The following is an 11,810-nucleotide window of genomic DNA, read 5'->3' as shown; positions in this document are numbered from 1 at the left end:
CAGGATCTCCGATCCCGCCCTCGGTCAGCACCCCGCACTCACACGCGGTGTCTCACACCATCCTGACCAAGAGGGGGCGACGTACATCTCGCCCAGCCCGACAAAGTAGCCCTTCGTCGGCCTGGTTGTGATCGACAACCAGTCGAACTGGCGCTGGGTGATCGCCTGCACTTCGTCACTGTCGGCTGACATTCCGGCCAGATGTGCACGTGCGAAGTCCTTCGCGATGTCGAGCTGCTGTTGCTGAAATGCCGTCTTCTCGGCGTCACTGAGTGAACGCCACCACCGGTCGCCCTGCTTGTAGGCCTCGCGACCCCACCGGTCGGTCACCTCCTGCTCGTACTGGGTGTGGTCGAAGCCGTCGAATACTTCCTCTGCCATGAGCTGCTGACCTCCTTCTACCTTGCGCAGCGTCGTCTTCACCGACTCGATCTGCCGCCCGATCCGCTGGCGTTCCCGCTCCAGCAACTCCAGATGGATACGGAGCGCGGCCACGGTGTCCTGCTCTGCCCCGTTGATCACCTCGGCGATCATCGGAAGACCAAGGCCGAGTTCTCGGAGCAGCAGGATTCGTTGCAGGCGCACCAGACAGTCCTGGTCGAAGTAGCGGTAGCCATTGCCGCCGACTCGGCTGGGCGTGAGCAGCCCCATCTCGCCGTAGTGGCGCAAGGTCCGACTCGTGGTCCCGGCCAAACGTGCGACGTCCTGGATCGACCACTCCATCGCTCCGCCTCCCGTTCTCATCGGTGAAACTCACCGTAGAAGTTGACGTAACGTCAAAGTCAAGGACTTCTTTCAGGCTCGGCGGGCGCATCGAGAAAAACATCTGACTTGCGAGGGTAGGACGTCCGGCGTTCAGCACGATCGGATGCGCATGCGCGGGCCTGCAGTCCTGGGTGCGGCGCGCCCGCAAGCCGATCCCCCAACGGACACTCGGCTCTGCGGCAAATGAGGTACCGAACCATACGAGCCACTTCAACCTGCGGCTTCTCATATAGCCCGTACGCTGAAAATTCTCACCAACGGGGCCTATACGTACAGACTCGGTTGATCTCATCGACTGGTGCATCCCGGATCTGCCGCCGATGGCGTGTGCCGACCTGGCACGCCGGCAAGACCTGATAGGGGTCTCACCGGTGACATCGTGCGCGCCGTGCCGATGAGCGGCTGTGTCGAAAGGTCTGCTCGCCAGGCTTGCCGTCCTGACCTAACGGCGTGCCGCTACGTCCGCGGGATTCGTGCGCGACACTGGGCTAGTGGATCAGCCGCTGAAGGTGCTGTGGTCACGGCCTTTGCACCTGCGCTCGAGCGAGACGACGTTGGCGGCGGCGTCCGGCGCCCTTGTCGTGGCGGAGCGGCACTCGCGTCTGGTTCGGCTGGACCCGCAGAGCGGGGCGCCGATATGGGAGCAGGGCGTTGAGGAATGCTGGGGCACTACCGTCGTCGCGGGGGAACGCTGTCTCTATCTGAGCCAGGCCGGTGTCCTGCATTGCTTCGACTTGCACAGCGGGCAGCGGACGTGGTCGACACCAGATCTGGGCTTGCACCGCTACGTCAGTGTCAGTGGATCCGTCGTTCTCCTAGGCGGGTGGCGCGGCTATCGCCCGCTGATACGGGTGGATCTGGCGAACGGCGAGCATCTTCCGGGCCAGTTCCCGGGGCTCGCGCCGGGCAGTAGCTTGGCCTGGCCGTTGCCGGTGCGGTTGGACCCGGAGCGGGGCTTCACGGCCGATGCGATCCTCCTCGCGAGTGCCAGTCAGGCGGCACTGCTGCTGGTGGACGCTCGGACCGGCGTTACCAGGGGTGAGTGGTCGCTGCCGGCGCCGGTGCACTTTTCCGATTCCGGCATCGCCTCCAGTGTCGCCGAAGACGGCCGCATCGTCTTTCTCAGCGGTAGGCGCACGGTCATGGCCCTGCACCCCGCCAGCGGCGTGGAGATCCTGTGGCGGCACGACCGTGACCTGCCATCGCTGCCGCCGATCCTCACCGGCCGGACGCTGTGGCTTTCCGAAGACATCGGCGTTACGATCATCGATCTTGACCGCAGTGCCCGTACAGAGGTGACGCGCCTACCGCCCGGTGCCACCTGTGGTGCAGTGCCCGTCTCCGGAGGTGCACTGTTCGCCCGCTCCGGTGACCAACTCATCGCGGTCGACCGGGCCGGGGGGATCGCCGCCCGCGTGCGACTGCCAGCACGCATTGACCGGCTACTTCCCGACGGTCGATCCCTGGTGCACGCCATCGGCAAAGGCCACCTCACGACGATCGACATCTCGACCAAGCCGAGGTGACCACTCTTGGCTGTCGGCTGACAGCACCGAATGCAGCAGCCGAGCGTCCGCGGGCCGGTGAGGGCGGGCCGGGATGTGCCTTTGATGGGAACGCTTCGGCAAGAACGGCGGCCAGCGCAGCTCGTGCACGCTCATGCCGCTGACCGCGCGGTCGTGCCGAGTTGAGGATGCTCGACGGGCACCTGATCACGGTGTTGCAGGCGCCGCGCCGCGGCTGGGAGGATCTTGCCGTGCTGGAGAGCGATGAGTCGTACCGTGGCGGCGCCGAGAAGACCTGTGAGTGCTGCGGGCAACCCAGCCGCCGCACCTGGTGCATGGTGACTCGTGACGGCCTCGCGTACGCGGTGTTCTTTGCCGCGTGTTACAACCATGCTGGCGTACGCGAAAGCTGGATTGACGTGGTAGTCGGTACGTGGGGTCAGGACACCGACTACGACGACCACCTCACCTTCGGCTGCCGCTTCGGCCCAGGCGCCGGCAGCGATCTGCCTGGAGCTACTGCGGTAGACGCTGCCTCGGTGGCGCCAGACGGCCCCCTCTACGGTCACAAGCTCACGCGAGCCGAAGCCTTGGCCCACCCAAAACTCAGCGAGTTCTGGGAAGTGATCGACTTCGTCGTGGCGAACGATCCACTGGTACGCCAGCACCACTACGGGCATCGGGCACCTGCGAGCCAGTAACGCCGCCAACGGCAGATCGCCAACTGACGGAACGGACAGGGCGCACTGCTGATCAAACGCCCTGTCATCATGCCGCTGGCCGGGCGTTCGAAGCCGCCCGGTAGTGCCGAAGAATATTCAGGATGCAGCGGCGGGTCCTGCCGGTTCAGTCGTCGAACTCGAAGCCGTGAGTCTTGGCGAGCTCCACGAGTTGCCGCACACGACTGCCGTCGGCCGCAACCGCACGCAGCCGGACGGCCAGGTCGTCCAGTGCGGCGCGATCGCTGCTGTAGGCGAGGAAGGCACCGGCCTCCGCATCGGACGAGAAGCGCCCGTCAAGGGCGGGAGTCTCAGTCATGACGAGCAGTTCGACGATCCCTTCCCAAAAGGCGCCGTTGGGCTCGTGGCCGAGTTCGGAGATCACGTCATCCACGTCGGTGGTCCCGGCCACCAGGTAGAGGCGATGTTCGCCGGGCGCAACCTCTGTCACGTCGATCGAATCCATCAGCGGATCGTGGCAGGCCGGTGCGACTGCCACAAGGTCGCACTGCCGTCTCGACCGCAGGAACCCCTAACGCGGCACATCCGCTCAGGTAGCCGCGATGCGCGTGGCGGCTGATCGGGAGCATGTCGTCGTCACGTCCGGACTGGGGTGGTCCAGCGGCTGCCGCAATGGCCTCGACGTTGTCCTCCAGCGTGGTGGTCTCCGGGAGGACGAGTTCGTCGGGCCAGCCCAGGACGTCGTGGGCGGCGTACCAGCCGCTCATGTGCTCGGCGGTGAACTCACTGGCCTGCGGGCGGGTGAGGTGCCGGCGCGGGGTCTCGGGCAGGGAGACGTCGAGGTGGCAGAACAGGGCCCGCCCCCGGTGAGCGTCCCGGAGGAGCCAGCGATCGCCGGCCGGCCTGTCGCCTTGATGAGGCCGATGCCGTTCACGACGAGGCTTCCTCGACTCCGAAGGACCTGTTCGTGGTGGCCTTGTAAGCGCGGGTATGTCGGGCGGGCCAGCCGAGAAATCGGTCGAACATGTCAGCAGCGCTGCCCGTCACGCTCGGGTTGAGCCGGCGCAGATCGTCGATCGCGTCATGTAGGCGGCGGGCCAGATAGAGGAACAGGCTTACCGGGCTGTCCCGGTACTCGGCCACGAGAGCGAGCTTCGCCGCCCCACAGGACCACGGCTGCCCGCACCGGCGGCACAGCCACAGCGGACGCAACGGCAGATGCTCCACCGCAGCCGGCGCGACCCGATGCGCCGGGACGCCACGCCGCTCCCCAGTCATCGGCGATCGCCCTCTTGGGCCTGCTGCTCGAACAGCCGACGCCACACGTGGGTGAGCAACGGCAGATCAGGGGGCCGCGCCTGCTGCCGCGCAGGAACGTGCGCATGGCTTTCAGGTCGCCAGGACTGGTCGGCCGTCGCCCCCAGGCAACGATCACGACGCATCTACCTGCCGCCACCCAAGTCGTACCTGACGCTCGCGTCCGTCGTTGTCCACTGACGTCCGGCCGCGTCCGGGCCGATCGTCACTCGGTTAGTCACCCAGCGGTGTCGTGGTTCGGTATTCACGGCGCAGGCCGGTGACCTCGTTGCCCTGAGGATCGTAGATCACCAGGCCGTGCCGCTCGGCCAATTGACACACAGCCTGCACGGCCTTGGTGCCCCGAGGTGAGTGGCTGATGTTCATGCTCACGTGATCTATGCCGACGGCGAGGGGTGCCGACATCCAGGGCGACTCTGGGTCGTAGGGCGGATGATCGGGGAAGCTCTCTTGCAGCTCCTCGTAGAAGCCAACGATCCGCGGGTCAGGCTTGCCGCCCCGGTGCACCAGGCTGGCGCAGTGCTCGATCATTCTTCGCATGTCGTCCACAGAGGCGGCAGGTTCAACCGCGAGGACCACCAGGTCGAAGCTCACGGCGACATCGTCCCTCAACCAGGTCGGCTCCGTCGATCCCCTGCGGCTCACCGTCAGTTTGGAAGGTGCCTTGCATCGCTCTGACGGACGGTTTAGTCAAGGAGCCGACCAGCCATGTCGCCCGCCGGGGAGGGCCTAGCGGTCATGTTGTCTGTCACCCCAATGCCTCGCTGCTGGCCGATGTTGACCGCTGCATCGGGCACGGATCGGGCACGAGCCTCGGCCTGCTTAACCAGGCTCAACTGCTGGCGTCATACGAAGTAGATATTCCGGCGCCACACGGCCGTCCGGAGGACTGCGTCAGCCTCCTAACGGAGGACCGCCGCCCAGAGCAGGACGGCGGCCAGGGCGAGCACCTGACAGACACCGATCGCAAGCAACGGCGCCACCGCCGACGGCAGCCGGGCCGTCGAGGAGTAGCGGGGCCGTTCCCAGGACGTAAGGTGCGCCGGACCACCGATCATCCCGCCCAGAACCAACGCCATGAAGGCCGCGGCTGAGCCCACCCCGAGCGGTCCGAAGTCGGGGTACGCGCCCTGGAGCTCGTCGAAACCCGCATACACGATCATGAAGCCGACGGTCATCAGGCCAACGCACGCGAGCATCGCGTACTGTGCCGCAGCACCCGGGGAGAACACGAGGAGAACCAGGCTGGCCAGCACGAGCGGCCCGCCCACGACGGCCCAGCCGACGACGGCGAGGCCGACCGGCCGGCAGGTCGACTCGGTACACAACAGATCGAGCAGAGCCGCCAACATCTCGTCACTCTGGGCGCCACTCATGATCACCACTCCGATCATGGGCACCGTGAATGCGACGACCGCCGCAGGACTCATCTGCGGCCACTCATTCCTGGACACCCACCGCCTCCTCGTGATCGACGCCCCGCCGATCGTAGCGACGGACGTCGAGCATCGAGTGGATCAGCGGCACGACAGCGGCAGCCCCGCGACAGCCCGGTGCGCGCCGCATCTGGCCCAAGCGTCCACCTGGCGGTGTCAGACGTTGAAGCGGAACTAAGAGCCGCTGTCCGTCTACCAGCGGGAGCGCCTCAAGGCCCGGCTCACAGGGCGTCTGAGGTTGCCGTAGCTCCTCATTGGTTGACGACGTCGACGCTCTCTTGTGCGCCCTGTGTGCCCCGGACGACTCCCTGACCCCCAGGCAGCGATCAGGACGCATCTACCTGCCGCCACCCAAGTCGTACCTGGCGCTCGCGTCCGTCGTTGTCCACTGCAGTCCGGCCGCGTCCGGGCCGATCGTCACTCGGTTAGTCACCCAGCGGTGTCGTGGCATCAGGACGTGCCCGACACTCCGCCGAGTGTTGGTGGAGTGAGCGTGATGGAACAGCGGTACCGAGCCGTCCAGGACGTCCAGGCGGGATCGGCAGTCACGGACGTCGGTTCGCCCCTGCTCGCTTGGGTGCCTCTACGCTCCGGAGCATGGTGTCGACGGACTGGGACGGGGTCAGGGACCGCGCGACCGTGCTGGACGGTGTTTACCCCTCCTTCGGAGGTGGGACCGGGCCATGGCCGCGCAGCAGTGGTCTCGAACCCCCTTTGACCGATACTCAGGTGCGCGAAGCCGAGCAGGACCTCGGCATAGCGCTGCCCGCGGACTACCGCGAATTCCTGCTGCGGGTCGGCGCTGGCGGGATCGGCCCAGGATGGATGCGGACGTTGCGCCGCGGGCCCGACGGATGGGGCTGGGCGGGCGACACGCAGACCGACCGCTCCAGGCTCGGCCAGCCCTTCTCTCACCCTGACTCCTACCAGGTGTACGAGGACGAACTCGACGACCGCGAACCCCGCAAGGTGGACTATGCGAGCCTCGAGGACTTCCCAAGCCGCATGGCAGGAGTGGGATGCGGAGTACGAGGAATTCGAAGCGGGGCGCACGGCTGGGGCTGTCCACCTGTGCGACGGGGGATGCGGTTTCTACACCCTGCTCATCGTCACCGGGCCCGTGCGGGGGACGATGTGGTTCGACCGCAGAGCAACCGCTGGTGACATCATCCCGTTGCGAAACGACAGCGGCGAACCGGCCACCTTCACTGAGTGGTACCTGGACTGGCTGGATGATGCTGAGCGAAAGAGAAGGCGAGGCTTCTGGCGGCGGCGTCAGCATCGACGAGGCGCCCGTGTCCCGATTTGGGATCGGCGATTCAACGACTGAAGCCTTCACCGCTCCGTGGCCAATGAGACACGCCTTGGCGCGGTCTCCACGAGCGGCGTGGGCGCAGCGCGTCCGAAAGCGGGCCCAGCGACATGTACTGAACCTTTTTCAACGTGGTCAGGGCGGCAACATCCGGCGCCGGCCAATGGCCCGGATGCTCGGCCCGATGTCAGGTTGAAAAAGATTCATAGGAGCTGCGCGGCCCGCGACTCCAGATAGCGCTGCTCGGGCCGGCTGAGCGTGAGCCGCGCCGCCAGCCGGTAATGCTCCTGCGCCCCGGCCCGGTCGCCGGCCAGCTCCAGCAGATGGGCCCGCACCGCCGCGGTCCGGTGGTGCCGGGCCAGCACCGGATCCTCGGCGATCTGGTCCAGAGCGGCGAGCCCGGCTTCCGGGCCGTCGACCATGGCACGCGCCACGATCCGGTTCAGCGTGACCATCGGGCTCGGGGCGAGTGCGTGCAGCATCCCGTACAGGGCGAGGATCTGCGGCCAATCGGTGTCCTCGGCGCGCGCTGCCTCGTCGTGCACCGCCGCGATCGCGGCCTGCAGCTGGAACGGGCCGATCGGGGCCCGCGCCAGCGTGTGGGTGATGATCGCGACGCCTTCGGCGATCGCGGCCGCGTCCCAGCGGCGCCGGTCCTGCTCGGCGAGTGGGACCAGGGTGCCGTCCGGCCCGGTACGCGAGGGCCGGCGCGCGTCGGTGAGCAGCATCAACGCGAGCAGCCCGGCCACCTCGCCGTCGTCCGGCAGGCGCCGGTGCAGCTGCCGGGTCAGCCGGATCGCCTCCCGGGTCAGCTCCACCCGGTTCAAGGCGTCGCCGGAGCTGGCCGTGTAGCCCTCGTTGAAGATCAGGTAGAGCACGTGGCAGACCGCGGTGAGACGCTCGCCGAGCTCGCCCGGCGCGGGCATCTCGAACCGGGTGCCGGTGTCGCGGATCCGCTGCTTGGCCCGGCTGATCCGTTGGCTCACGGTGGCCTCTGGCAGCAGCAGCGCCCGGGCGATCTCCGCGGTGGTGAGCCCGCCGACCGCCCGCAGGGTGAGCGTGACCTGCGCCGGCACGCTCAGCGCGGGATGGCAGCAGAGCAGCAGCAACGCCAGCTCGTCGTCGCCACGGACCTGCGGCGCGGGCTCGTGCCGGACCGCCTCCTCGCGGCGCCGGCGGGCCGTCTCGTTGCGCAGCAGCTCCACCCGCCGGCGGCTCGCCACGGTGATCAGCCAGTTCCGCGGCTGCTCCGGGACGCCGGTCTCCGGCCAATGCCGGGCGGCCGCGACCAGTGCCTCCTGCACCGCGTCCTCACAGGCCTCGAAGTCGCCGTAGCGGCGCACCACGGCGGCCAGGACCTGCGGCGCGCATTCGCGCAGCAGGTCCGGCAGCCCGGTCACTGCTCCCATGTGCTCATATCGAGGATCGGGCGCACCTCGACCCGGGTGTACGCGGCGTCCGGCGCCTTCGCGGCCCAGGCGACCGCCTCGTCGAGGTCCGCGACGTCGATCAGGTAGAAGCCGGCCAGATGCTCCTTGACCTCGGCGCACGGGCCGTCGGAGGTGATCGTCCTACCGTCACGCACCGAGACCTGGGTGGCCAGGGCCGGATCGCCCAGCCCTTCGCTGACCACCAGCACGCCAGCCTCGCGCATCTCCTCGGTCAGCCGCAGGTGACCGACGCCGAAATCGGTCCGCTGCTGATCGGTCAGCGTCTCCCAGAGGGCCAGCGACTGCGGGTTCGACTGGATCAGGATCAGGTATTTCACGGCTTCTCTCCTTCTCTCTTGCCCGGGATGTCGAAACCGGCCGGCCCGGCTTCGACATCCCGGGCAAGAGAGAAAGGTAGGAACTGTGATGGACAAGATCCGGGAAGCCATCGAGGGCAAGGCCGCGCTGCTGCAGCAAGGTGACGCCAAGGCCATCATGTCGTACTACGCGCCCAGCTTCGTCGAGTACACCCTCGCCCCGCCGCTGCGCCAGCCCGGCGACGGCCGGAACCCGGCCGCGCTGGAGGCCTGGATGGCCACCTTCGAGGCGCCGCCGCGCCGCGAGGTCACCCAGCTGGAGATCACCACGGACGGCGACGTGGCGTTCGCGACCAGCCTCGACTGCCTGACCGCCGTGCCTCGCGGCTCGACCGAGCCCTTCAGCCTGTGGTTCCGGGTGACGCTGGGCCTGCGCCGCATCGACGGGCGCTGGCTGGTGACGCACGAGCACGAGTCGGTGCCGTTCGAGATGGACGGCTCGTTCCGCGCCTCGACCGGGCTGACCCCCACCGACTGATGTGATCAGGAGCGCTGGGCCCGCCGCCGGCGCCCCTCGGCGGCGGCGGGCCCAGCCGGAGGAAGGCTTTGGGCCGCGGTGGGCTTCGCCGCGGCGAGCGCCTCGCGTACGACCTGCGCGCTCGCGGTGTACCAGGAGGCACCCCGTAAGCACCGTAGGGACTCACGTAGACCCGGGCGCCCCACTGGGCGCGCCAGTTCCCGGCGAGCGGGCCGGCGTTGTAGACCGCGAGGTCGGCCTGCTCAGCGCGTCGTGGAACGCGGAGAGAGTGGTGGAGCCACGACCGGTCGCCTTGACGACGCGAATCTGGTCCTAAACCGCGGAGGTGTGCAAACCAAGCCATCCTTTACCGAGCCCTTCTCATCCCGCGTAGCGGTTGGCTTCGACATGGTGCAGTACGAGGATGGCTTGCACGATCGCGGTCGCGCGGCGCGGGCAACAGCGCAGCTTGGCCAGGACCTTCCAGGTCTTGAGGGCGAATGCGGCCTCGTTGCGGCAGCGGCCTGGGTGGGAAAAGCTGACCACGGCTTGGGCGGCACTGACCGGTCCGACACCGTACCGGTCGGTGAGACCAGGAGCGATGTCATCCACGATGGCGAGCAATTGTTTGCGGTTGACATCCAGTTGACGCCGGGCCTGCTGCAGCGCGAGCGCAAGACGCTGGATCTCCGCATGACGCACCGCATGGTCACGGCCGGCCGCAGCGGGCAGCTCACGGCGGACGAGGTCCGCCAGGACCGTAGCGGTCAACGCGCCACGTGCTGTCCGACGATCGGTGTCGTCGCCGGCCAGCAGCAAAGCGCGCAGCCGGTTGGTCTGCCCGGTACTAACCGCTGCAATCTCCTGGCGTGCGCCGAGCAAGATTCGCAGGGCCTCCCGGTCACCGTCGGCGCGTAGCCCCGGCAGCCGGTCGGCGTCCAACCGCAGCGCGGCCAGCACTGCCAGGTGGGCGTCGATCGGGTCGGACTTACCCTTGCCCCGGCGCTGCCTGCGGGCAGGCTGCTCACACTCGATCACCAGCAGGCCGGCGGCCGACAGCGCCCGGGCCAGCCCTACCCCATAGCTGCGGCTACCTTCGAGCGAGACCGCCACCCGAGGTCCCGGCGCCATTTCGGCGACCGCGGCCAGCAGCTGGGTGAACCCCGCGCTGTCGTTGCCGATACGCATCGTCGCGATCGGTGTTCCACGCGAGTCGGCGATCTCTACCTCATGGCTGTCTCGGTGAGTGTCGACCCCGATGGCGGCGTCTACCACCTCTGCCAACATGGGCATACGGCCTCGTGCTCCTTCCAGGGTTCGGGCCGAACGTCGGCACCGGCCTGGGTGGAGTCACCGAGCGGCACATCTGTGAGGGGTCACGCCATCGGCGGACAGGCTTCTGATCAGGCCAACAAGGTGGGCCAGGTCGGTGCCGGCGACCGAGGACAGGTCAGAAGAAGGGCACGCAACGCGGCCAGATCCGTAGCGAGTCACCCGGTACGCCGGCACCGATCCTGGCGGCAGTCCACCCAGAACCACCGCAGTGACACTCACAGATCCGTAGATTCCCAAGGCCATGTCAAGGCCGTCCGATGCCGTCCGCCTGGTCCTGGTCCTCAAGCGCTCGGCAACTCCATCGGTCCCGTACCGTCCCGTCCAGTCCGCCCCGGTGGCTCCCACGCGTGGCTCCCAGACTGCCAGCATGGGAGTTGTCGATCTAGCCGACTTGGCTGCTAGCGCTCCACAAAGATCAGGCAGGCCACAGAGGCCGTCAAGGTGATAAAAGCCGCTGCGTTCAGCGCTACTGCGACCGGATGCGGCACCGGCGGCACCGATGGAAACATCGCTGACGCTCCCAGGACGATGGTGCCACCGTTCAGGGCGTGGAAGCCGCCTGTACGAGTCGGTTGGGGTGGCGACGTAGGGCTCCCGAAGAGGCCGAGGAAGCTGTCCTGAAGTAGCCAGGGGACACGCCGCGTGACGATTATTCCGATGCCTAGAGCTATGCCAGCGATGCCGAAAAGCACAAAGACCAACACGACGGCGGCACCGGGGGATTCTGACGAGGTGAGCACGGCGCGATCTTTACACGCCTGAATTCCAGTGGCTACCCCGACTGCGCGGCGAGATTAGCGTTGCCCCCAACCGGTACCTGACCCCCTGGCATTCTCCCGCCCTGCGGGTGACAGCGGGGTCAACGGCATGCTGGCTTCAGCGGATCTCCTCGTCGGGCAGTCGCCAGACCGTCCAGCCTCCCCGAACGGGGACCAGGTGGAGCGCCCTACCGGACGAACGACCTGGTCCCCGTTCGGGGAGGCTGGTAGCCCTTGTGGTGACCGGCGAGGTGAGCCGCGGCGGCATCTCTGAGGAGGGTCGGGGTTCGGGGCGGAGCCCCGAGGTCTTCTGAGTCCTGGTCGTCCGTCAGCGTGGCCGGCCGGCCCGGCCGATGCCGGCCGGAGGTCGCCAGCAGGCCGGGGCCGGGCCGGCGCGGGGCCGGGGGGGGGGCGCCCGGGGGAGAAAAAAGGCGAAAA

The 11,810-nt window shown here is 67.8% G+C and carries 12 protein-coding genes and 3 pseudogenes; 4 read left to right on the top strand and 11 right to left on the bottom strand.

The genetic code is table 11. The features are described from left to right. Positions 1-24: 24 nt before the first annotated feature. A complete protein-coding gene (locus tag ACLQ2U_RS31885) occupies positions 25-723 on the bottom strand; it encodes a MerR family transcriptional regulator (protein ID WP_425754597.1) in 699 nt (232 codons plus the stop codon). Positions 724-1,256: 533 nt separating this feature from the next. Here ACLQ2U_RS31885 and ACLQ2U_RS31880 point away from each other — a divergent pair. Next, positions 1,257-2,291 carry a PQQ-binding-like beta-propeller repeat protein gene (locus ACLQ2U_RS31880; RefSeq protein WP_425754596.1) on the top strand — a complete coding sequence of 345 codons (1,035 nt, stop codon included), beginning with the start codon at positions 1,257-1,259 and terminating at the stop codon, positions 2,289-2,291. A 167-nt stretch (positions 2,292-2,458) separates the two neighbouring features. Then, a complete protein-coding gene (locus ACLQ2U_RS31875; protein WP_425754595.1) occupies positions 2,459-2,971 on the top strand; it encodes a hypothetical protein in 513 nt (170 codons plus the stop codon). 145 nt (positions 2,972-3,116) lie between these two features. Here ACLQ2U_RS31875 and ACLQ2U_RS31870 read toward each other — a convergent pair whose 3' ends face one another. From ACLQ2U_RS31870 to ACLQ2U_RS31845, 6 genes and pseudogenes are all read right to left on the bottom strand, one after another. Further along, positions 3,117-3,455, bottom strand: coding sequence for an Imm51 family immunity protein (locus ACLQ2U_RS31870; protein ID WP_425754594.1), 339 nt, complete (start codon positions 3,453-3,455; stop codon positions 3,117-3,119). A gap of 115 nt (positions 3,456-3,570) precedes the next feature. Continuing rightward, positions 3,571-3,831 (bottom strand): annotated as a pseudogene (locus ACLQ2U_RS31865) (kinase); the annotation flags it as partial. A gap of 49 nt (positions 3,832-3,880) precedes the next feature. Next, positions 3,881-4,228, bottom strand: coding sequence for a hypothetical protein (locus tag ACLQ2U_RS31860; protein ID WP_425754593.1), 348 nt, complete (start codon positions 4,226-4,228; stop codon positions 3,881-3,883). Continuing rightward, positions 4,225-4,392, bottom strand: coding sequence for a multiple cyclophane-containing RiPP AmcA (gene amcA / locus ACLQ2U_RS31855; RefSeq protein WP_425754592.1), 168 nt, complete (start codon positions 4,390-4,392; stop codon positions 4,225-4,227). Before amcA ends, ACLQ2U_RS31860 begins: the two co-directional genes overlap by 4 nt. A gap of 88 nt (positions 4,393-4,480) precedes the next feature. Continuing rightward, positions 4,481-4,861 carry a hypothetical protein gene (locus tag ACLQ2U_RS31850; RefSeq protein ID WP_425754591.1) on the bottom strand — a complete coding sequence of 127 codons (381 nt, stop codon included), beginning with the start codon at positions 4,859-4,861 and terminating at the stop codon, positions 4,481-4,483. 308 nt (positions 4,862-5,169) lie between these two features. Next, positions 5,170-5,721: a hypothetical protein gene (locus ACLQ2U_RS31845; protein ID WP_425754590.1), complete on the bottom strand. Its 552-nt coding sequence runs from the start codon at positions 5,719-5,721 to the stop codon at positions 5,170-5,172. 579 nt (positions 5,722-6,300) lie between these two features. On the opposite strand from ACLQ2U_RS31845, the gene ACLQ2U_RS31840 reads away from it, so the two are divergent. After that, positions 6,301-6,867 (top strand): SMI1/KNR4 family protein, encoded by a 567-nt coding sequence (locus ACLQ2U_RS31840; protein WP_425754589.1) that lies wholly within the window; start codon positions 6,301-6,303, stop codon positions 6,865-6,867. Positions 6,868-7,218: 351 nt separating this feature from the next. Here ACLQ2U_RS31840 and ACLQ2U_RS31835 read toward each other — a convergent pair whose 3' ends face one another. Continuing rightward, positions 7,219-8,424, bottom strand: a complete 1,206-nt coding sequence (locus tag ACLQ2U_RS31835; RefSeq protein ID WP_425754588.1) for an RNA polymerase sigma factor — start codon at positions 8,422-8,424, stop codon at positions 7,219-7,221. Continuing rightward, positions 8,412-8,783 carry a YciI family protein gene (locus tag ACLQ2U_RS31830; protein ID WP_425754587.1) on the bottom strand — a complete coding sequence of 124 codons (372 nt, stop codon included), beginning with the start codon at positions 8,781-8,783 and terminating at the stop codon, positions 8,412-8,414. Before ACLQ2U_RS31830 ends, ACLQ2U_RS31835 begins: the two co-directional genes overlap by 13 nt. Before the next feature lie 88 nt (positions 8,784-8,871). Here ACLQ2U_RS31830 and ACLQ2U_RS31825 point away from each other — a divergent pair, with 88 nt between their 5' ends. Continuing rightward, positions 8,872-9,300, top strand: a complete 429-nt coding sequence (locus ACLQ2U_RS31825) for a YybH family protein (protein ID WP_425754598.1) — start codon at positions 8,872-8,874, stop codon at positions 9,298-9,300. A 360-nt stretch (positions 9,301-9,660) separates the two neighbouring features. Here ACLQ2U_RS31825 and ACLQ2U_RS31820 read toward each other — a convergent pair. Together ACLQ2U_RS31820 and ACLQ2U_RS31815 are read right to left on the bottom strand one after the other, a co-directional pair. Next, a pseudogene (locus ACLQ2U_RS31820) lies at positions 9,661-9,789 on the bottom strand (IS5/IS1182 family transposase); the annotation flags it as partial. Between the two features lie 315 nt (positions 9,790-10,104). Next, positions 10,105-10,566, bottom strand: a pseudogene (locus tag ACLQ2U_RS31815) (IS110 family transposase); the annotation flags it as partial. Positions 10,567-11,810 lie beyond the last annotated feature (1,244 nt).

Source organism: Micromonospora sp. DT47, from assembly GCF_049844475.1.
In the GTDB taxonomy this organism is placed as follows: domain Bacteria; phylum Actinomycetota; class Actinomycetes; order Mycobacteriales; family Micromonosporaceae; genus Micromonospora.
The sequence above is the reverse complement of the archived record's forward strand: the minus strand, read 5'-3'. Positions and strand labels throughout refer to the sequence as shown.